The organism is Cupriavidus sp. P-10 (assembly GCF_003402535.2).
Lineage (GTDB): Bacteria > Pseudomonadota > Gammaproteobacteria > Burkholderiales > Burkholderiaceae > Cupriavidus.
This window is the reverse complement of sequence record NZ_AP025171.1, coordinates 1,472,046-1,491,681: the sequence shown is the minus strand read 5'-3', so window position 1 is coordinate 1,491,681 and position 19,636 is coordinate 1,472,046. Positions and strand designations below refer to the sequence as shown.

The 19,636-nt window shown below is 66.5% G+C and carries 18 protein-coding genes; 16 read left to right on the top strand and 2 right to left on the bottom strand.

Going from position 1 to position 19,636, the window contains the following annotated elements; genetic code table 11:
- The first annotated feature begins 2 nt into the window (after positions 1-2).
- Together CTP10_RS23810 and CTP10_RS23805 are read left to right on the top strand one after the other, a co-directional pair.
- Positions 3-914 (top strand): sensor histidine kinase, encoded by a 912-nt coding sequence (locus tag CTP10_RS23810; RefSeq protein ID WP_116321714.1) that lies wholly within the window; start codon positions 3-5, stop codon positions 912-914.
- On the top strand, positions 911-2,911 hold the full coding sequence (locus CTP10_RS23805) for a hybrid sensor histidine kinase/response regulator (RefSeq protein WP_233528262.1): 2,001 nt from the start codon (positions 911-913) through the stop codon (positions 2,909-2,911). Before CTP10_RS23810 ends, CTP10_RS23805 begins: the two co-directional genes overlap by 4 nt.
- Before the next feature lie 32 nt (positions 2,912-2,943).
- On the opposite strand, the gene CTP10_RS23800 is transcribed toward CTP10_RS23805, so the two are convergent.
- Complete coding sequence (locus CTP10_RS23800) at positions 2,944-3,933, bottom strand: Bug family tripartite tricarboxylate transporter substrate binding protein (RefSeq protein ID WP_116321713.1); 990 nt, start codon at positions 3,931-3,933, stop codon at positions 2,944-2,946.
- Between the two features lie 154 nt (positions 3,934-4,087).
- On the opposite strand from CTP10_RS23800, the gene CTP10_RS23795 reads away from it, so the two are divergent.
- The 8 genes from CTP10_RS23795 to CTP10_RS23760 all read left to right on the top strand — a co-directional run bounded on the left by CTP10_RS23795 (position 4,088) and on the right by CTP10_RS23760 (position 11,938).
- The gene (locus CTP10_RS23795) at positions 4,088-4,825 is read left to right on the top strand and encodes an IclR family transcriptional regulator (protein ID WP_116321712.1); all 738 of its coding nucleotides are present in this window, start codon (positions 4,088-4,090) and stop codon (positions 4,823-4,825) included.
- A gap of 153 nt (positions 4,826-4,978) precedes the next feature.
- Positions 4,979-6,352 (top strand): MmgE/PrpD family protein, encoded by a 1,374-nt coding sequence (locus CTP10_RS23790; protein ID WP_233528261.1) that lies wholly within the window; start codon positions 4,979-4,981, stop codon positions 6,350-6,352.
- The gene (locus tag CTP10_RS23785) at positions 6,349-6,861 is read left to right on the top strand and encodes a MaoC family dehydratase (protein ID WP_199414653.1); all 513 of its coding nucleotides are present in this window, start codon (positions 6,349-6,351) and stop codon (positions 6,859-6,861) included. The genes CTP10_RS23790 and CTP10_RS23785 overlap by 4 nt, the downstream gene beginning before the upstream one ends.
- A 2-nt stretch (positions 6,862-6,863) precedes the next feature.
- Positions 6,864-8,102 (top strand): acyl-CoA dehydrogenase family protein, encoded by a 1,239-nt coding sequence (locus CTP10_RS23780; protein ID WP_116321711.1) that lies wholly within the window; start codon positions 6,864-6,866, stop codon positions 8,100-8,102.
- Complete coding sequence (locus CTP10_RS23775) at positions 8,099-8,587, top strand: MaoC family dehydratase (protein WP_116321710.1); 489 nt, start codon at positions 8,099-8,101, stop codon at positions 8,585-8,587. The genes CTP10_RS23780 and CTP10_RS23775 overlap by 4 nt, the downstream gene beginning before the upstream one ends.
- A complete protein-coding gene (locus tag CTP10_RS23770; protein WP_116321709.1) occupies positions 8,584-9,825 on the top strand; it encodes a CaiB/BaiF CoA transferase family protein in 1,242 nt (413 codons plus the stop codon). The genes CTP10_RS23775 and CTP10_RS23770 overlap by 4 nt, the downstream gene beginning before the upstream one ends.
- A gap of 55 nt (positions 9,826-9,880) precedes the next feature.
- Positions 9,881-10,792, top strand: coding sequence for an HpcH/HpaI aldolase/citrate lyase family protein (locus CTP10_RS23765; RefSeq protein WP_116321708.1), 912 nt, complete (start codon positions 9,881-9,883; stop codon positions 10,790-10,792).
- Between the two features lie 108 nt (positions 10,793-10,900).
- On the top strand, positions 10,901-11,938 hold the full coding sequence (locus CTP10_RS23760) for a Bug family tripartite tricarboxylate transporter substrate binding protein (protein ID WP_233528260.1): 1,038 nt from the start codon (positions 10,901-10,903) through the stop codon (positions 11,936-11,938).
- 14 nt (positions 11,939-11,952) lie between these two features.
- Here the strand turns inward: CTP10_RS23760 and CTP10_RS23755 are convergent, their stop codons facing one another.
- Positions 11,953-12,339 carry a hypothetical protein gene (locus tag CTP10_RS23755; RefSeq protein WP_116321707.1) on the bottom strand — a complete coding sequence of 129 codons (387 nt, stop codon included), beginning with the start codon at positions 12,337-12,339 and terminating at the stop codon, positions 11,953-11,955.
- A gap of 404 nt (positions 12,340-12,743) precedes the next feature.
- Between CTP10_RS23755 and CTP10_RS23750 the strand changes: the two genes are divergently transcribed.
- The 6 genes from CTP10_RS23750 to CTP10_RS23725 all read left to right on the top strand — a co-directional run bounded on the left by CTP10_RS23750 (position 12,744) and on the right by CTP10_RS23725 (position 19,367).
- On the top strand, positions 12,744-13,049 hold the full coding sequence (locus tag CTP10_RS23750) for a DUF485 domain-containing protein (RefSeq protein WP_116321706.1): 306 nt from the start codon (positions 12,744-12,746) through the stop codon (positions 13,047-13,049).
- Positions 13,046-14,707: a cation acetate symporter gene (locus CTP10_RS23745; RefSeq protein WP_116321705.1), complete on the top strand. Its 1,662-nt coding sequence runs from the start codon at positions 13,046-13,048 to the stop codon at positions 14,705-14,707. The genes CTP10_RS23750 and CTP10_RS23745 overlap by 4 nt, the downstream gene beginning before the upstream one ends.
- Positions 14,708-14,995: 288 nt before the next feature.
- Complete coding sequence (locus CTP10_RS23740; RefSeq protein WP_116321704.1) at positions 14,996-16,243, top strand: CaiB/BaiF CoA transferase family protein; 1,248 nt, start codon at positions 14,996-14,998, stop codon at positions 16,241-16,243.
- A gap of 128 nt (positions 16,244-16,371) precedes the next feature.
- On the top strand, positions 16,372-17,349 hold the full coding sequence (locus CTP10_RS23735; RefSeq protein WP_116321703.1) for a Bug family tripartite tricarboxylate transporter substrate binding protein: 978 nt from the start codon (positions 16,372-16,374) through the stop codon (positions 17,347-17,349).
- A gap of 275 nt (positions 17,350-17,624) precedes the next feature.
- Positions 17,625-18,623 carry a tripartite tricarboxylate transporter substrate binding protein gene (locus CTP10_RS23730; RefSeq protein WP_233528269.1) on the top strand — a complete coding sequence of 333 codons (999 nt, stop codon included), beginning with the start codon at positions 17,625-17,627 and terminating at the stop codon, positions 18,621-18,623.
- 156 nt (positions 18,624-18,779) lie between these two features.
- Entirely contained in the window at positions 18,780-19,367 is a 588-nt protein-coding gene (locus CTP10_RS23725) for a hypothetical protein (RefSeq protein WP_116321702.1), read from the top strand.
- Positions 19,368-19,636 lie beyond the last annotated feature (269 nt).

Below are 19,636 nucleotides of genomic sequence, written 5' to 3'. Positions count from 1 at the left end.
GCATGGCCAGCCGCGACTACTCCCGCCTGCCGCCCGGCACCCCGCTGAGCCCGGACGAACTGCGCGAGGCGCTGGAAGCCAGGATCCGCGAATGCGACGGCCTGCGCGCCGAACTGGAGGAAACCAACCGCGGCGTGGTGGCGCTGTATGCGGAGCTGGACATGCAGGCGGAGCAGCTGCGCCAGGCAACGGAGCTGAAAAGCCGGTTCCTGGCCTACATGAGTCATGAGTTCCGCACACCCATCGTCGCGATCCAGAGCATCACCCGCCTGCTGATCGATCGTGTGGACGGCCCCCTCACCGCCGAGCAGGAGCGGCAGGTATTGTTCGTGCGCGAGACCGCTGCCGAGTTCGCCGACATGGTCAACGACCTGCTCGACCTGGCCAAGCTCGAAGCGGGCAGGGTGGACGTGTCGCCGGCCTGGTTCGACATGGTCGCGCTGTTCGATACGCTGCGCGGCATGTTCAAGCCGGTGCTGACGAACCCCGAGGTGTCGCTGATCTTCGAAGAACCGCACGAGGTGCCGACCCTCTACAGCGACGACCGCAAGTTGTCGCAGATCCTGCGCAACTTCATCTCCAACTCGCTCAAATTCACGCCGCGCGGAGAAGTCCGCGTTTCGGCAACGCGGGTCGGCGAGGACGAAGTCATGTTCTCGGTCAAGGACACCGGTATCGGCATTCCCGCGGCGATGCATGGCGCGGTGTTCCAGGATTTCGTGCAGATCGATTCCCCGCTGCAGCGCCGCCTGCGCGGCTCGGGACTGGGGCTGGCGCTCAGCAAGCGGCTGGCCGAACTGCTGGGCGGGCGGGTCGGCTTCGAGAGTGAGGTCGATGTAGGCTCCCGTTTCTACGTCACGCTGCCGCTCACCTATCCTGCACCGCCGGCGGAGGCGGGCGAGGCGAACGCATGACCATGGATCCCCAATCCACACCTCGGACAGCGCAGCCCTTATCGTTGCCCTTGCCGCCCCACATACTGGTCGTCGACGACAACCCGGTGACCCGCTATTCGACCGTGCGCGTGCTCAATGGCGCCGGGTTCCGCATCACCGAGGCCGAATGCGGGCTGGACGCGCTGCGCCTGGCGATGACCCCCGGCATTTCGGTCGTCGTGCTCGATATCAACCTGCCCGATATCGACGGAATCCAGGTGTGCGAGCGGTTGCGCGCCGACCCCGATACCGCGACGCTGCCGGTGGTCCACCTGTCCGCTACTTACGTCCAGGACTACGACAAGGCGCGCGGGCTCAATGCCGGGGCCACGGCGTACCTGGTCCATCCCGCCGAGCCGGAGGTGCTGATTGCCACGGTCTCGGCGCTGGCGCGCGCCAGCGCGGCGGAGCGCTCGTTGCGCGAGAGCGAGGCGCGCCTGCGCGCGATCTACCAGCAGGCCGCCAGCGGCATCTGCGTGCTGGATGCGAACGGGCAACTGGTTGACGTCAATCCCGCCATGCTGACACTGCTGCGGCGGCCGGCCACGGACCTGGTCGGGCAGCCGGTGACCGCGCTGGCGCCCCCGGAATTCGCCCCGCGCGCGGCCGAGGCCACGGTTGCCGCGCACCAGGGATGGCAGGGATCGTTCCCGCTGCTTGACGCGGAGGGCGCGCCGGTCCACCTCGACTGGAGCATTTCCTCCGCCACGCCATCGGGCGACCGGGTCGCGGTCGTGACGGACGCGACCGAACGGATCCGCCTCGAACACCAGCAGGAGCAGCTGATCGAACGCGAACAGGCAGCGCGTGCCGGCGTCGAACGCCTGAACCGCATGAAGGACGAGTTCATCGCCATCCTGTCGCACGAACTGCGCAACCCGCTCAATGTGATCTCGGTCTGGACCCACGTGCTGGGCCGCCACGTGAGCAACGAGGAAGGGCGCCGCGGGCTGGCCGCGGTCGAACGCAATGTCGCCATCCAGCAGCGGCTGGTGGCCGACCTGGTCGACGTGTCGCTGCTCAACGTCGGCAAGATGAAGCTGGAGCGCGAGATGGCCAACCCGGCCACCGTCATCCGCGCCGCACTCGACAGCATGCAGCTGATGGCAGGCGAGAAGCAGCTGTCGCTGGAGGCGGACATTGCGCCTGACCTGGTGCCGGCCGCATGGATCGATCCGGCACGCTTCCAGCAGATCCTGTGGAACCTTATCTCCAACGCGATCAAGTCCTCGCCTGAAGGCGCCACCGTCCGCGTGAGCGCGAAGTCCGATGCGGACACGTTGAGCTTGTCCGTGGTCGACGCCGGCCGTGGCATCGATCCGGAGTTCCTGCCCTTCCTGTTCGACCGCTTCACCCAGAGCGAAGGCGCGAACCGGCGCGGGCATGGCGGCCTGGGCCTCGGGCTGGCCATCGTCAAGCGCATTGCCGAGATGCACGGTGGCACAGTCCAGGCCTGCAGCGAAGGAACAGGCCGCGGCGCCACGTTCGAGATCACCATTCCGCTACTGGCGCCCACCGCCGAGCCGGACGATGACGAAGCCACTGGCGGCGCCAGCCATGGTGCACCGGAGACACCGACGCGGCTGGACGGCCTGGATATCGTGCTGGTGGAAGACGACAGCGATGCGGCGGCGGCCCTGAGCACCATCCTGGCCGGCTTCGGCGCCCATGTCCGCACCGCCCGCGACGGCGACGACGCGCTGGCCCAGCTGGCCAACGCCATGCCGGACCTGATCATCAGCGATATCGGCTTGCCCGGGCGGGACGGCAATGAACTGGTCCGCGAAGTGCGCGCGCAGGAGGTGGTCGCATCCCGCGCCCGCGTGCCGGCCATCGCCCTGACCGCCTTCACGCGCCAGCAAGACCGGCGGCTGGCGATAGAATCCGGCTTCGATGCGGTCTGCGCAAAGCCGCTGCGCTTGCAGGAACTGATCAGCGCGATCGAGATGGCGCTGCCCGGCGGCAAGTACGGGTAGGCTTCACTCGCACCGCAGGCGCGGCGTGCAACTCACTCAAGGCTGATGTTCGACGCCCTGATCGCTTCCCGCCAGAACTTGTCGTCGGCCTTCACCGTGCTGGCGAACGCCGCCGGCGTGCCACCGGTGAGAACGTAACCGGTTTCCGCTACGCGCGCCCGCGTGGCGGGGACCATCAGCCGGTTCACGTCGGCACTGACCTTCTCGACGATGGCCGCAGACGTGCCGGCGGGCGCGAACAGGCCGAACCAGCCCTGGCGCTCCATGCCGCCAAAGCCTTGCTCCTTGAACGTCGGCACGTCAGGCAATTGCGGAGGACGACTGACGCCGCTGACAGCAATGGCGCGCAGCCTGCCAGTGTGCTGCCTGGCATTGCCCGGCCCGATCACCCCGACCTGTACCTGCCCGCCGAGCAGGTCATTGACCAGCGGCGCCTCGCCCTTATAGGGCACGTGTACCAGCGGCAGCTTGTGCTCGCGGCCGAAGGTTTCCATCAGCAGATGTCCGGTGCCGCCCACGGCATAGGTGCCGTAGGGCAGCGGCCGACCCTGCTTCTTCGCGTACTCGATGAGGCCCTTGATATCCCGCACCGGCAGGTCTTTCTGCACCACCCACACCAGGTTCAGGGTCGCGAGTTCCGCGATGGGAACGAAGTCTTTCTCGGCGTTGTAGGGAGACTTGCCGAACAGCACCGGCGCCTGCACCAGGTTGGTCAGCGTGGCTAGCAGGGTGTACCCGTCAGGCGCCGACTTGGCGACCACATCCGCACCGATCATGCCGCCGGCACCGGGGCGGTTGTCCACGATCACCGGCTTGCCCCAGGCCTTCGACAGGCCATCGGCCAGCACGCGGAACGCCACGTCACTGGAGCCGCCAGCCGCATAGGGCAAGACGACGCGGACTGGCCGCGACGGATAGGCACTGTCCTGCGCGAAGGCGGTGCCCAGCCCGAGCGGAGCGAAAGGACCTGCGGCAATGCCAATACCGATCTGCCACAACGCGCGGCGCCTGTCCTGATCCATGGTTTTGTCTCCGATATGATTTTCGTTTTCGAGGAGGATAGGGTTTGGGCCGAAGCGTGGGCATCGTCGGTTAGGACGAATCTCGGGCGGTCCGGGCTGCTATCCTGCCGGCAAAAGCCAAGCGGCCACCGCAGGTGGTCAAGGAGACACCGTCATGGACAGCGGGATGGTCAAGTCCGCCAATCGTGTATTCGATCTGCTCGAATTGTTCGAGCGCGTGCGCCGGCCATTGCGCGTCGGCGAGATCGCCGAGCGCCTCGGCATCCCGCAATCCAGCGTCTCGATGCTGCTGCGAACCATGGTGGGGCGCGGCTACATGGAGTTCGACGCGCAGAACCGGAGCTATTGCCCCTCGGTGCGGGTCGCGTTCCTGTGCGGCTGGACCACCCGCAAGCAGGGTCCCGGCGCCTCGGTCCATGATGCGATGCGCAGACTGTCGAGTGAAACCGGCGAGACGGTGCTGCTCGGCCGGCAAAGCGGCAACATGCTGCAGTACCTATCCGTCATCGAATCCAGCCACGCGCTGCGCTTGTCGGTGTCGTCCGGCACGATCCGCCCGATGCACCGCACCGCGATCGGCATCATGCTGATGAGCCGGATGGACGACGAAGAGATCGGCCGCCTGCTGCGCCGCTACAACGCCGAGGCAGCGCCCGGCGAGCAGCCGGCACGGCCCGCCGAGGTCATGCGCGCCGTGGAGCAGGCGCGCCGCCACGGCTACTACGAGTCGGCAAGCCTGGCCACGCCGGGCGCGGGCGTGATCGCCACGCTGGTGGCAACGCCAATACGCGGGCAATGGCTCGGCATTGGTACCGGTGGCCCGGTTGCGCGGCTGCATGCACGTCGCAAGAAGCTGCTGGCCGCCGTGCTCGCCGTCGCCAACGACTGCTAGAGCGCTTTCGCCGCGGGGCGCCTTTCATCACATATGTGATCGATCGCCGGGGCCTGGATTCATCACATATGTGATACCGCCCCTGTCAGCGATCGCCAATACTCGGTCCATCGACAACAACACTACGCCCCGCTAGCGCGGCGATGTCACCGAGTGGAAACCGACAACATTATCGAAAATGCGGCGGGCAGCGGCGGCTTTACCCACGCGCTGGCCCACTGGGTCAGCACGGTCGACGATGCCGGCATCGGCGCGCCGGCGTTCGCCTGGGCAAGGCATGCCATGCTCGACTGGATCGCGGTCACCATCGCCGCGGCGCACGAGCCCTTGGTGGAAATGCTCGCGGCCGAGTATGCCAGCGGCTCGCGTGATCTGCCTTGCGCCCTGCTGGGCAGCCGGCTGCGCGCGGAGGCTGCACAGGCCGCGCTGATCAATGGTGCCGCCGGACATGCGCTGGATTTTGACGACGTCGCCTCGGCCATGCATGGCCATCCGACCGTGCCGGTTGCGCCTGCCGCTTTGGCGATGGCCCAGGCAACCGGCGCCAGCGGCAGGGACCTGCTGCGCGCGCTGATCCTGGGGCACGAAGCGGAAAGCCGGATCGGCGAAGTCGTGGGCGCGGAGCAATACCGCCTTGGCCTGCATCCGACCGGCACCACCGGCACGCTTGGCGCGGCCGCCGCATGCGCACGGCTCGGTGGCCTGGATCCAAGCGCCACCGCGCATGCGCTCGGCCTGGCCGCGACCCAGGCGGCGGGACTCAAATGCATGTTCGGCACCATGGCCAAGCCGCTGCACGCCGGCAAGGCGGCCATGAATGGCGTCATGGCCGCCCGATTGGCGGCGCGCGGGTTCACCGCCAACCCCCGCGCCATCGAATGCGAGCAGGGCTTCGGCCGCACCCAGGCACCAGCAGCACCAGCTTTCCCGCAGACGTTTGAGCGACGGCAGGGCCTGGCCATCGAACGCACCCTGTTCAAGTTCCACGCATCCTGCTACCTCACGCACTCCACCATCGAGGCGGTCGCGGCGGCCTGCCGTGAGCAACGGATCGACCTCGATGCCCTGGAGGCCATGACCATCTTCGTGTCCGGTCCGCACCGCGGTGTCTGCGATATCGCCAGCCCGCAGACCGGCCTCGAGATCAAGTTCTCCATCCAGCATCTTGCGGCGCTGGCGATGGACGGCGCGCCCACCGCATCGCTCGCGTTGTATTCAACCGAGACAGCGCTCGCGCCGCGCTTTGTCAAGGCACGGCAGCGGATCGCGCTGGAAGTGGTGCCGGGAGCGGACCGCAATGCCGCCACCGTGGAGATCATGACCCGCGATGGCCGGACGCTGCGCGCGCAGGCCAATGTCGCGGTGCCCGCCACGGACCTGGCCATGCAATGGCGGCGCCTGGTCGAGAAGGCGCAAGCCATCGTCGTGCCACGGATCGGCGTGGCCAGGTTCTCGAAGCTGGTGTCGGTGGTCGACGCGCTGGACCGGCTTCCTTCCGTTGAACCCCTGTTTGAGGCAATCCAATGACATCCAACGAGACTGCTGTCGACCCCGTCGTCGCCCGCCTGAAAGCCAGCGCGACACTGCGCAGCCGCGGCAACCGCTACGAGGACTTCGAGCCCGGCCGCCGCTTCGACCACCACTGGGGCCGCACCGTCACCGCGGCGGACAACACCATGTTCTCGGTGCTGACGCTGCACTACAACCCGCAGTACACCAATGAGGCGATGGCGCAGGCGAACGGACATCCGGGCGTACCGGTCAACCCGCTGCTGGTGTTCAACACCGTGTTCGGGCTGTCGGTCGAAGACTTGTCCGAGGGGGGCGGTCCTTTCCTCGGCGTCGATGAACTGGCCTACGTCAGGCCGGTCTATCCCGGCGAAACGCTCTATGCCCGCTCCGTGGTGGTATCGCGCCGGCCCGCGAGCAACCGGCCAGGCTACGGCATCGTGACCTGGCATACGCATGGCACCAACCAGCGGGGCGAAGCGGTCATCGAGTTCAAGCGTTCGAATCTGGTCAGGATGAGGGGGTAAGCATGTCAGCAGACGGTCTGGGGTACATGACGGAAGCGCGTCGCATGATCCGCGATGCGGCGCGCGAGTTCACGATGAAAGAGGTGCTGCCGGTCGCTAACGCGCTGGATGGTCCGGATGCGGAAATCCCGATGTCGCTGCGCGACAAGATGGCCGAGATGGGGTACTTCGGCATCACCATCCCCGAGGCGTACGGCGGCATGGGCCTTGGCATCTTCGAGTACTGCCTGATCTGCGAGCAGCTCTCGCGCGGCTGGATGTCGGTGGCATCGATCGTCGCCCGCGCACAGGGCGGCTGGATCATGAAATCGATGCCTGAGGACATGCGCCGGGAATACCTGCCCCGCGTGGTGCGCGGCGAATTCCTCAACGCCAGTGCCTTGTCCGAGCCCGACACGGGCTCCGACCTGGCCTCGATCTCCTGCCGCGCCGTGCCTGACGGCGATGACTGGGTGCTGACCGGCAACAAGTACTGGTGCACCTTTGCCGATGGCGCGGACTACCTGATCGTGTTCGCCCGGACCTCGCCGCCGCCCGCGCCGGACAAGCGCTGGGAGGGCATCTCGTGCTTCATGATCGAGAAGCCGCGCGGCAGCTTTCCGGCCGGCATGACCGGTTCGCCCATTCCCAAGATCGGCTACTTTGGCTGGAAGACCTTCGAACTGGCACTGGACGGCGTGCGGGTGCCGAAGCGCAACCTGATGGGGCCGGAGGGCAAGGCCTTCCTGCTGATGACCAAGGGGCTGGAAGGCGCGCGTGCGCATACTGCGGCCCGGGCCATCGGCCTGGCGCAGGGCGCGCTCGAAGATGCGATCGCCTATTCGCTGGAGCGCCGCCAGTTCGGCATGCCGATCGCCGAATACCAGGCGATCCGCTTCAAGATCGCCACCATGGCCACCGAGATCGAAGCCGCGCGCCAGTTGCTCTATTTCGTCTGCAGCGAGATCGACAGCGAGCGCCGCTGTGACAAGGAGGCGTCGATGGTGAAGTACTTCGCTTCCGAAATGGCCGAGCGGGTGACATCGTCCGCGCTGCAGATCTTCGGCGGCGCCGGCTATACCAGGCTGTTCCCGGTGGAGCGCTACTGGCGCGATGCGCGGCTGACCAAGATCTTCGAGGGCACCTCGGAGATCCAGCAACGCATCATCGCGACCAGCCTGCTCGGCAAGTCCGAGGTGGAGGGCATGATCGCCAGCCGCGCATTCGACAAGCAATCCGGCCCGGCAAGGGAGGCAGCATGAAATATTCCGCACTCACCAGCCCGGACGGCTACTTCGAGCACTTCGAGCCCGGCATGCTGATCCGCCACGCACGCGGCAAGACCGTGACGGAGATGGACAACGTCATGCTGACCAATATGGTCATGAACACCGCCGAGGGCCATTTCAACGAAGACGTCATGCGGCGTGCATCCGGCGGCATCTTCGCGCAGCGCGTGGTATTCGGCGGGATCAACCTGTCGATGGTGCTCGGCCTGGCGGCACAGGATACGGCCGAGCACTGCCTGCGCGAACTCGGGCTCGACAAGATCCGCCTGTCGCATCCCGTGTTCCACGGCGACACGCTCTATGCCTTTACGGAAGTGCTCGGCAGGGAGGATGCCGGGCGCGACGATGCCGGCATCGTGCGCTTCCGCCACTACGGCGTGAACCAGGACGACAAGCTTTGTGTCCAGGCCGAACGCACCGCGCTGATCAAGCGCAAGAGCCACTGGGGCGATCAATGAGCGCGCATGGCGGCGCCGCCGGCGCGCTGGACGGCTTGCTGGTGCTCGACCTGACGCAGATGCTGGCCGGCCCGTACTGCTCGATGATGCTCGCCGACCAGGGGGCGCGCGTGATCAAGATCGAGCCGCCCGGCGGTGACCAGACGCGGCGCAACGGTCCGCACCTGGAGGGCGCATTGCCGATGGAATCGGGTGGCTTTGGCGGCTATTTCGGCTCCATCAACCGCAACAAGGAATCGCTGGTGCTCGACCTGAAGCAGGCCGCGGGCCGCGAGACCTTGCTGCGACTGGTGCGCAGTGCGGACGTGCTGGTGGAGAACTACCGGGCCGGGGTGATGGAGCGCTTCGGGCTGGGATACGAGCGGCTCGCCGAAGAAAACCCCAGGCTGGTCTACGCAGCATTGCGCGGCTTCGGCGACCCACGCAGCGGCGCAAGCACCTATGCCGGCTGGCCCGCCTACGACCCCGTCGCGCAGGCGATGGGCGGCATCATGGGGATCACCGGCCCGCAGCGCGGCGGGGCGCCGACCAAGATCGGGCCGGGGGTCGGCGATATCGTGCCGGCAATGTTCCTGGCCTACGGCATCGCCGCGGCCTGCTGGCATGCCCAGCGCACCGGGCGTGGCCAGTTCGTTGACGTGGCCATGGTCGATGCCGTGCTGGCAGTATGCGAGCGCATGGTGTTCCAGTACAGCGCCACGGCGCAGCCGCCGGGGCCGGAGGGCAATGGCCATCCGCTGCTTTGCCCGTTTGGCCTGTTCCCGGCGAGCGATGGCTTTATCAGCCTGGGCGTGCCGAACGACCGATTCTGGAAGCTGCTGGTAGACCGGATGGGCCATCCGCCATGGGCGGATGATCCGCGCTTCGCCACCAACGCACTGCGCGTGCAGTACCGGGAGGAGGTGGAGCAGGGGGTCGGCGCCTGGACCATGCGCTACACCAAGCGGGCGCTCGCGGAGATGCTTGGCGGGGACGTGCCATTCGGTCCGGTATTCGATGCCGCCGACATTTTCAACGATCCGCATTTCCGCGTCCGCGGGATGCTGGTCGAGGCCGAGCAGCCCGGCGCCCCGCGCAAGCTGACCATTGCCGGCAGCCCGGTACGCATGAGCGCCACCCCCGGCGGCGTACGCCGCCGCGCCCCGATGACAGGCGAGCACACCGACCGCACCCTCGCCGACCTCGGCTTCGATCGCCGCGAAATCGCCGCGCTGCGCGCCGGTGGCGTAGTGCAGTAGCGCCCGCCGGCATGGCAGGCAAGCAAGACCAATACAACCAGCAGGAGACAACATCATGCAGGAACGAACCAGGAGACTGCGCCGGTGCCAGCTGTCCGTGCCGGGCTCAAGCGAGAAGATGATGGCCAAGGCAGCGGACATGGCCGTCGACTTCGTCTTCCTTGACCTGGAAGACGCCGTGGCCCCGAGCGAAAAGCGGCCGGCGCGGCGCAAGATCGTCGATGCGCTCAACGGCCTGGACTGGGGCACGTCCACGCGCTGCGTGCGGATCAACGACCTGACCACGGAGTATGCCTACGAGGACATCATCGAGGTGGTGGAGGGCGCCGGCCGCAACCTCGACGTGATCATGCTGCCCAAGGCCATGTCGGCGGCGGATGTGCAGTTCGTCGACAAGCTGCTGTCGATGATGGAGAAAAAGCTCGGGCTGCGCCACCGCATCGGTATCGATGTGCTGGTCGAAGAGGTGGAAGCGATGATGAACGTCGAGGCGATCGCCGCGTCGTCGCCGCGCCTGGAGTGCCTGATCTTCGGCATGGGCGACTACTCCGCCAGCCAGGGCGTATCCATGCGGGACATTGGCGGCAGCGGCGGATATCCGGGCGACATCTGGCACTACCAGCGCCAGCGGCTGACGATCGCGGCGCGCGCCAACCGGCTGGACGCCGTCGATGGGCCGTTCGCCGACTTCCGCGATCCCGCAGCGTTCCGAGAAGAAGCCCGCCGCGCCATGATCCTCGGCATGGCGGGAAAGTGGGCCATCCATCCATCGCAGGTAGCGCTGGCTCAGGACGTCTTCACGCCGGCAGAGGCCGATGTAGCGCGTGCCCGCGACATGATGCGCGCGTATGACGAAGCGCTGTCGCAAGGCCTGGGTGCCGTGCAGTACGAGGGAAAGATGATCGACATCGCCTCGGTCCGCATCGTCCGGAACCTGGTGCAACGGGCCGACCTGATCGGCATGTAGCGGCATGAAACGACATGCTCGCCCGCCGGCCGTGGCGGATCGCGACGGCCAGCCAGGGCGCCGGCTGCCAGTCGGCCGGCGCAGGCTCGACGCTTTCGGAGACAATCCATGCGTGTCTATCCTGAACCGGGCAGCGACCTGCCCGCGGAGATGATCAACCCTCGCAGGCGCCGGATGCTGGGGGCCGCTGCCGGCGCCGCTGCGCTGCCGTGGCTGCTGCCACGTGGTGCGTTTGCCGCCGACTGGCCTTCACGGCCGATCCGGATCATTGCGGCGCAGGCGCCGGGATCGTCCAACGACAGCACCGCGCGCGCATTCGCGGAGTTCTTCTCCGCGAGGCTGAAGACGCCGGTGGTGGTGGAGAACAAGCCGGGCGGCATCGGCATGATCGCCGCAGAAACCGTGGCGCGGGCGCGGCCTGACGGCTATACGCTGCTTTGCACCCTGCACAGCCAGTTGGCGCAGGCGCCGGTCCTGCTGAAGAAGCCGCCCATCGATCCCTCGCGCGACCTCACGCCGGTGGCATCGATCAGCACCGGTGTCGGCGTCATGGTCGCGACCCGGGGGCTGCCGGCCACCACCTTCAAGGAATTGCTCGCCCTCGCGCAGAAACGCCCGGTCAGCGTCGGCAACTACGGCATAGGCTCGGGGTGGCAGCTGATGGTCGCGCAGTTGAAGAAGCTGACCGGGGCCCAGCTCGACATCATCAACTACAAGGGGACCGGCGCGATGATCGGCGACCTGCTGGCGGGCCATATCGATATCGGCGCCGGGTCCTTGCTGGGCATGTCGGGCGGCCTGGCTTCCGGTGGGCTCAAGCCGCTTCTCCTGATTTCCGGGCCGCGCAGCAACAAGTTGCCAAACGTGCCGACTTGGGCGGACGAGGGCATCTCCGACCCAGTTTTCGGCAACCTTGCTGAATGCAATATGCTGCTGGGGCCGGCCGGTTTGCCTGCCGGCATCGTCGAGAGCCTGGCGACGCTGGTGCGGCAATCGGTCACCGAATCGGAGGCGGTCAGGAACGTGCGCGAGCAGCTTGGCAGCCAGGACACTCCCTTGACCGGTGATGCCTTGCAGCGATTCATCGCACGTACCTGGCCAACCTACCAGGCGATGACCAGATCGGTGGGCCTGAAGATGGAGTGACTGCCGATGCGATCTTACGCCAGCGCGCCGTCGGTATAGACGTCGAACTTGCGCGCCGGATCGGCCGAAACACCGCTGCGGTCCATGCCCGCGAGCGAGCCATCGGAATACACATCGAACTTGCGCGCCGGGTCGGCCGATACGCCGCTGCGATCCAGGCCCGAGAGGGACTGCGCATTGGCGGGCGGTGCCCCGGTGCTGGCGCCCTCGGTGAAAACGTCGAAGCGGGCCGCGCGTGCTCCGTCGCCAGACACCTTGCCCATGTCGCCCCGGAAGGAATAGCCGTACTTGTCGCCGGCATGCCCGCTGTCGCGCGGCGCGGCGGCATGGGCGATGGTGGCGGTGCAGGCCACGGCGATCGCGGCGGTGGCAAAGAGCGTGTGGGCGAACTGTCGAATCATGGCGGTACTCCGATTTGCGGTAAGGAGAGGCAGAACGCCGGGGCGTCCGCTTGTACTTACGCAGAAGCCGTGCCACCGGATGCAGTGCGAAAGCAAATGCAGCCGACGCCCCGCCACGCGCGTTTTGCAAGGCGTCCGGCCGCAACAGTGTTGGGCCCGATCAGACTTGCGGCGCATGCGTCGCCCATGCAAACCAACAACCGACACCGCCAGGGCGCATCCTGTCCCACGCCTCGACTCAGCGTTTACCCGGGGCCGATTTCTGCCGCGTGTAAGTAGCAGGTAAGGGGCGGCCATTAACTTATGCAGCACGGACTCGCGGCGTCCCGCCGCGGGTGCATCGGGCCAAACCCAGCGGGCCAAACCCAGCGGGCAAGACCACGCATAGATGGCAGGAGACAGGAATGCATGAAGATCTGGTCAGGCGACTGAAGACCAATCCCAATTATCTGCAGCTGGTGCGCAGGCGCTCGCGCCTCGGCTGGCTGCTGACCGCAGCGATGCTGGTGATCTACTACGGCTACGTGCTGCTGATCGCCTTCGACAAGGAACTGCTAGCCAGGAAGGTGGGCGAGGGCGTGATGACGTGGGGCATGCCGATCGGGCTGTTCGTGATCGTCTTCACGGTGGTCATCACCGGACTGTACGTGCAGCATGCCAACCGCACCTACGACGAGCTGACCGAACGTATCAAGCGGGAGGTCGCATGAACGCACGCCACGCAATTCTCGCCGCCGCGGCGCTGCTGCTGTCGGCCGGCGTGTTCGCCGCCGGTGGCGACATGGGGCAGGCCGTGCGCCAGCCGACCAACTGGACTGCCATCGGCATGTTCATGGTGTTCGTTCTCGGCACGCTGTACATCACCAAGTGGGCGGCATCCAAGACCAAGTCCGCCGCGGCGTTCTACACGGGCGGCGGTGGCATCACCGGCTTCCAGAACGGCCTGGCGATCGCCGGCGACTTCATGTCGGCGGCGTCGTTCCTGGGCATTTCCGCGGCGGTGTACGCCAACGGCTATGACGGCCTGATCTATTCGATCGGCTTCCTGGTGGGCTGGCCCGTCATTACGTTCCTGATGGCGGAGCGGCTGCGCAACCTGGGCCGCTTCACCTTTGCCGACGTCGCCGCCTACCGCTTCAAGCAGGCGCCGGTGCGCGCGTTCGCGGCATCGGGCACGCTGGTGGTGGTGGCGTTCTACCTGATCGCGCAGATGGTCGGCGCGGGCCAGCTGATCAAGCTGCTGTTCGGGCTGGAATACTGGGTCGCCGTGGTCATCGTCGGCGCGCTGATGATGGTGTACGTGCTGTTCGGCGGCATGACGGCCACCACCTGGGTGCAGATCATCAAGGCGTGCCTGCTGCTTGGCGGTGCCTCGTTCATGGCGTTCATGGTGCTGGCACAGTACCACTTCAGCCCCGAGGCCCTGTTCGCCAAGGCGGTGGAGGTCCATGCCAAGCAGGACTCGATCATGAGCCCCGGCAACTTCATCAAGGACCCGGTCTCCGCGATCTCGTTCGGCATAGCGCTGATGTTCGGCACCGCCGGCCTGCCGCACGTGCTGATGCGCTTCTTCACCGTGCCCAATGCCAAGGAAGCGCGCAAGTCGGTGTTCTGGGCGACCACGTGGATCGGGTACTTCTACATCCTGACCTTTATCATCGGCTTCGGCGCGATCGTGCTGGTGGGGACCAACGCCAGCTTCCAGGACGGCAGCGGCAAGCTGCTGGGCGGCATCAACATGGCGGCGGTGCACCTGGCCAGCGCGGTGGGCGGCAATGTGTTCCTCGGCTTTATCTCGGCCGTGGCCTTTGCCACCATCCTCGCGGTGGTCGCGGGCCTGACGCTTGCCGGTGCCTCGGCCGTGTCGCACGATCTCTATGCCACGGTCTTCAAGAAGGGCCAGGCGACGAGTTCGGTGGAGCTGCGGGTCTCGCGCATCACCACGATCATCCTCGGCCTGGTCGCGGTGGTGCTCGGCATCGTGTTCGAGAAGCAGAACATCGCTTTCATGGTGTCGCTGGCGTTTGCCGTGGCGGCATCGGCCAACTTCCCGGTGCTGTTCATGTCGGTGCTGTGGAAGGGCTGCACCACGCGCGGCGCCACGGTCGGCGGCTTCATCGGGCTGTTGTCGGCGGTGGTGCTGACCATCCTGTCCCAGGCGGTGTGGGTGGATGTGTTCCACTTCAGCAGCGCGCCGTTCCCCTACACGTCGCCGGCGCTGTTCTCGATGACGGCCGGGTTCCTGGGGATCTGGTTCTTCTCGGTGACGGACAAGTCGGCGCGGGCTCGCGTGGACAGGGCTGGCTTCGAAGCGCAGGAGCTGCGTTCCGAGACCGGCATCGGCGCGGTGGAGGGCGCCAGCCACTGAGGCAGGCAAGCACCCCACGGCAAATGTGAAGCCAGCGTGGCGCCCGGGCACTCGGCTACAGTCGGATGCCCGGGCGCCATGCTTTTGGGCCCCGCGCAGGGCTTTGTCAAATATTCTTGAACATTTTGTCAATGTCGATTGGGATTGTATAGGCTATTTATCCAAGCAAGAATGTTGGGCTGACCGCACCACACCACAGCCACGCCTGCCGCGCGTGGCGCCAGCCCGGCATGGGCTACGATTTCCCAGAGACGGCTCGTACCCCGAAACAGCCCAAGGAGACAAGAATTGCAGACGCCCGAATCATCCCAAGGCATCGACTTCCCGCTTGAGGGCGTGCGCGTACTCGATCTGTCGCGTGTGTTCGCCGGCCCGCTGTGCGGCCAGGTCCTGGCTGACTTCGGCGCCGAAGTCGTCAAGGTCGAGCACCCCGGACGCGGCGACGACACGCGCGACTGGGGCATGCGCATCGGCAAGACCGAGACCACGTACTTCAACAGCATGAACCGCAACAAGCGGTCGATCACGCTGGACCTGCAGAGCAAGGAAGGCGTGCAGATCGTCTACGACCTGCTGCCGCAGTTCGACGTGGTCATCCACAACTTCAAGACCGGCGGTGCCGAGAAGCTGGGCCTGGGCTACGAACAGCTCAAGGCCATCAAGCCCGAGCTGATCTACTGCGCGGTTTCCGGCTACAACAGCAGCGGCCCCGAGGCCAAGCGCCCCGGCTATGACCTGGTGATCCAGGGCGAGGCCGGGCTGATGGCGCTCAATGGCGAAGCCGACACGCCGCCGCTGAAGTTTGGCGTGGCCGTGGTGGACCTGATGACCGGCATGTACGCCGCGCAGGCCGTGCTGGCGGCACTGTTCCGCCGCGAGCGCAAGGGCAAGGGCCAGCTGATCGAAATGGCGCTGTACGACTGCGGCCTGATGGTCACCGGCTACTACGGCCTGGACGCCATGCTGCTGGGCCGCGATCCGGCCCGCTACGGCAATGCCCACCCGTCGATCGTGCCCTACGGCATGTTCGACGCCGCCGATGGCCCGCTGATCATCGCGGTGGGCAACAACAGCCAGTTCGACAAGTTCTGCCGCCAGGTGATCGAGCGCCCGGACATCGTCGAAGATCCGCGCTACGCCACCAATGTCGAGCGCGCCAGGAACCGCGAGACGCTGACCCCGCTGATCACGGGCCTGATCCGCAGCTTTGCGCGCGACCTGCTGCTCGAACGCATGAGCGCCTGCGGCATTCCGTGCGGCAAGGTGGCCGGGCTGCACGAGGCATTGACCAGCGAACGCACCCGCCAGGGCGGCCTGCTGCGCGAGATGCCGCATCCCGTTGCAGGCACCACCCATGTCTTCGCGCCGCCTTACCGGCTGGATGGCCAGCGCCTGCCGATCCGCAGCGCGCCGCCCACGCTGGGCGAAGGCACGCGCGCCGTGCTGCAAAACCTGCTGCAGATGAGCGATGACCAGCTGCAGGCCCTGCAGGCCAGCGGCGTGCTGACGCTGCCGGACGCACCCGCGTCCGCCTGAGCATTCGCGCCGCGCGTCGTGCCCATGGCATACCCATGGCGCACGCGCAGCGCGCCCGGCAAGGGGGCTGGATTGCCTTGCGCTGATTCAACTGGAACAAGAAAGTGCGTATTCGAGACATTACCCGTATGGTTCACTCCCGCCGCCGCGCGATCCTGGCGCTGGCCGCCGCACCGCTGCTGGTCAGCGGCGCCTTCGCCCAATCGTGGCCAGCCAAGCCCATCAAGCTGGTCGTGCCGTTCCCGCCGGGCGGGCCCACGGATACCGCATCGCGCATCGTCGGCCAGAAGCTGGGCGAAGCCCTCAAGCAGCCGGTGGTGGTGGAAAACCGCGCCGGTGCGTCGGGCTCCATCGCTGCCGCCCAGGTCGCCAAGAGCGCGCCGGACGGCTACACGCTGATGATGCTGGCCACACCGACGCTGCTGGCACCGTTCCTGTACAAGAAGGCGGGATACGACACCACCAAGGATTTCACGCCGGTGGCCACGGTCTATGACCTGCCCATCGTGGTGGTGGTCAACCCGACGCTGCTGCCCAACGTGACCGACCTGCCCAAGCTGATCGCGCAGGCCAAGGCGCAGCCGGGCAAGCTCAACTACACCAGCTCCGGCGCCGGCAGCTTCGGCCACCTGAGCATGGAACTGCTCAAGCAGATGGGTGGCTTCGAGATGCAGCACGTGCCCTACAAGGGCGGCGTGCCGGCGATCAGCGACACCATCGGCGGGCAAGTGCCCATCATGTACGCCGACCTGGTCGCGGCGCTGCCGCATATCCAGGCCGGCAAGCTGCGCGCCATCGCCGTCGGCTCGCCGCAGCGCGTCGCCATGCTGCCCGACGTCAAGACCATTGCGGAGCAGGGCTTCAAGGGCTATGAAGCGGTGTCGTGGGGCGGCCTGCTGGCGCCCCCGGGCACGCCCAAGGACGTGGTCGACCGCATCTCCGGCGAAGTCGGCAAGATCCTGGCCGACAAGGACGTGCAGGACAAGCTGCTGAAGGCAGGCGCCATTGCCAGCTACCAGGCACCGGCGCAGATGGGCCAGCGCATCCGCCAGGACTATGCCAAGTGGGGCAAGGTCATCCGCGACAAGGGCATCGCGGTCGAATAAGTCTCTGCAATCCGGGCGCGCCGCCATGATGCGTCCGGCGAATTCCCTCCTCGGCGGCCGGTCCCTCCGGCCGTCATGTCTTTACCTGGCGCCATCCACTGCGTGGCCCCAGCATACCTCCCGACATTCCTGCCGACATTCCTGCCAATGCGATTGACCGAATCCGCAATTGGTCTTGTCGGCGCAACTCACTAACGTCTTGTCATAAAACCGACCGCACCCTGGATACCCCGGCGCGGCATATCAAAACGACAGACAGGAGACGAAACGTGAGCATGACCATCCGTGGAACGCGCAGGAGCCTGCGATCGGTCGCCCGGCAAGGCGTACTGGCATTGGCAGCATTGGCCGGACTGGCCGCCCATGCACCCGCCACGCTGGCGGCAGCGGACTTTCCCGCCAAGCCGATCGAATTCTGGATACCGTTCCCGCCGGGCGGTCCCACTGACGGCTCGCTGCGCACGCTGGTGGCGGCGGCCGGCAAGGAACTGAACCAGCGCGTCGTGCCGATCAACAAGCCAGGTGCCGGCGCCACGCTTGCCGCGCAGGTGATGTCCCAGACAGCAGCGCCGAACGGCTACACGCTGTCGATGGTGGCGTCGAACATCTTCCGCATGCCGCACCTGCAGAAGACGCCATACGACCCGCTCAAGGACTTCACCTACATCATCGGCCTGACCAACTACCGCTACGGGCTGGTGGTCCGGGCCGATGCACCCTGGAAGACGCTGGAGGAATTCCTGGCCCACGCCAAGGCGAACCCGGGCAAGGTCACCTATGGCGCTGTCGGCATCGGCAGTTCCGGCCATATCTCCATGGAAAAGCTTGGCAAGGCCACCGGCGCGAAATTCACCTTTGTGCCATACAAAGGCGGTTCCGAGGAAATGATGGCCCTGCTGGGCGGCGACATCGATGCCGTGCTCGATCCCGGGTGGGGCCAGTATGCCGTTGCCGGCAAGGTGCGGCCGCTGGCCATCGTCGGCGACGCGCGCTTCCCGCGCTTCAAGGATGTGCCGACGCTGAAGGAACGCGGCTACGACATCACGGCCAGTTCGCTGGTCGGCATCGTCGGCCCCAAGGGCATGGATCCGGCGGTGGTCAAGGCGCTGCACGACGCGTTCTACAAGGCGTCGCAGGATCCCGCCTACCTGCGCTCGCTCGAGGCGATCGACCTGGAGCAGGTCCACCTCAGTAGCGAGGCCTACGCGAAATTCGCGGCGGAGCAGTACGAGCGCGAGAGGGCCGTGGTGAGGCAGCTGGATATCCGTTTCTGACTGGTTGCGCTTCCCGCTTCGCGGGAACGGCCAGCGGGTTCAGCGCGGCCGGCGCAAGGCCGGTCATGCGCCAGGCTGCCCCGCGGCTTGTACTTTGGCGTGGATGAGCTAAACCAACAGGAGTCCAAAACGTTTCTCCGAGCAAAGGAGCCGAGCATGCGTTTCGACAGACTACTCCTGGCATGCGCGCTGGCCGCGGCCAGTGCTGCAGCGCTGGCACAGCCAGAATCCAGCGTGGTTGTCGCGTCCGGCGTCGGGGCGATGATGGCGACCGAGACTGTCAAGACCACCGCGACCGTGGTGGCCATCGACACCGCCACGCGCACGGTGTCCCTCAAGAACAAGCAAGGCAAGGTCACCGACCTGCAGGTCGGTGACGATGTTCGAAATTTCAACCAGGTACGCATTGGCGACGTGATGACCGTCGAATACAAGCAGGCGCTGTCCGTCAGCATGACCCGGCAGACCGGCATTCGCTCGTCCATCGAGCGCGAGACCATCGATCGCGCACCGGCTGGTGCCAAGCCCGGGGGCAGCATCGGGCGGGAGGTAACAGTGACTGCCGATGTCGTGAACGTCAACCGCAAGACCGGCATGGTGACGATCAAGGGCCCGAAGGGCAAGACGGTCGACGTGCATGTCAGCGATCCGCAGCAGCTCAAGGCGATCCGGCGCGGCGAACAGGTTCAGGCGGTTTACACCGAGGCGTTCGCCGTTTCCATGACGCCGAAGGCCGCCCGCTGACGGGTTGCCGCGAGAGCACGACAGCGCGCATTCCTGCCGGCCTGCCTGGCGCCATGTGCGCTGGCGCAGGCCTGCAAAATCCGGCACTTGCATGACCCGCCAGCTAGCGACTAGCTTGAAAGCCTTGGGCCGCTTGACGATGGGGCATCATCATGAAGAGGATCACAGGGCGCCTGGCCACGATGGTTTGCGCGGGTGCTGCAGCGTGCCTCTGCGCCGCCGGCGGTGCATGGGCCTCCGACATCGCCTGCAACTCTCCTGCGGGCGAA

What these genes read in the sequence shown, in the direction of transcription:
- CTP10_RS23805 (WP_233528262.1), top strand. Translation starts at nt 911, where the DNA reads ATGACCATGGATCCCCAATCCACACCTCGGACAGCGCAGCCCTTATCG.
- CTP10_RS23810 (WP_116321714.1), top strand. Translation starts at nt 3, where the DNA reads ATGGCCAGCCGCGACTACTCCCGCCTGCCGCCCGGCACCCCGCTGAGC.
- CTP10_RS23770 (WP_116321709.1), top strand. Translation starts at nt 8,584, where the DNA reads ATGAGCGCGCATGGCGGCGCCGCCGGCGCGCTGGACGGCTTGCTGGTG.
- CTP10_RS23745 (WP_116321705.1), top strand. Translation starts at nt 13,046, where the DNA reads ATGAACGCACGCCACGCAATTCTCGCCGCCGCGGCGCTGCTGCTGTCG.
- CTP10_RS23765 (WP_116321708.1), top strand. Translation starts at nt 9,881, where the DNA reads ATGCAGGAACGAACCAGGAGACTGCGCCGGTGCCAGCTGTCCGTGCCG.
- CTP10_RS23785 (WP_199414653.1), top strand. Translation starts at nt 6,349, where the DNA reads ATGACATCCAACGAGACTGCTGTCGACCCCGTCGTCGCCCGCCTGAAA.
- CTP10_RS23800 (WP_116321713.1), bottom strand. Translation starts at nt 3,933, where the DNA reads ATGGATCAGGACAGGCGCCGCGCGTTGTGGCAGATCGGTATTGGCATT.
- CTP10_RS23760 (WP_233528260.1), top strand. Translation starts at nt 10,901, where the DNA reads ATGCGTGTCTATCCTGAACCGGGCAGCGACCTGCCCGCGGAGATGATC.
- CTP10_RS23730 (WP_233528269.1), top strand. Translation starts at nt 17,625, where the DNA reads ATGACCATCCGTGGAACGCGCAGGAGCCTGCGATCGGTCGCCCGGCAA.
- CTP10_RS23750 (WP_116321706.1), top strand. Translation starts at nt 12,744, where the DNA reads ATGCATGAAGATCTGGTCAGGCGACTGAAGACCAATCCCAATTATCTG.
- CTP10_RS23775 (WP_116321710.1), top strand. Translation starts at nt 8,099, where the DNA reads ATGAAATATTCCGCACTCACCAGCCCGGACGGCTACTTCGAGCACTTC.
- CTP10_RS23725 (WP_116321702.1), top strand. Translation starts at nt 18,780, where the DNA reads ATGCGTTTCGACAGACTACTCCTGGCATGCGCGCTGGCCGCGGCCAGT.
- CTP10_RS23780 (WP_116321711.1), top strand. Translation starts at nt 6,864, where the DNA reads ATGTCAGCAGACGGTCTGGGGTACATGACGGAAGCGCGTCGCATGATC.
- CTP10_RS23795 (WP_116321712.1), top strand. Translation starts at nt 4,088, where the DNA reads ATGGACAGCGGGATGGTCAAGTCCGCCAATCGTGTATTCGATCTGCTC.
- CTP10_RS23755 (WP_116321707.1), bottom strand. Translation starts at nt 12,339, where the DNA reads ATGATTCGACAGTTCGCCCACACGCTCTTTGCCACCGCCGCGATCGCC.
- CTP10_RS23735 (WP_116321703.1), top strand. Translation starts at nt 16,372, where the DNA reads ATGGTTCACTCCCGCCGCCGCGCGATCCTGGCGCTGGCCGCCGCACCG.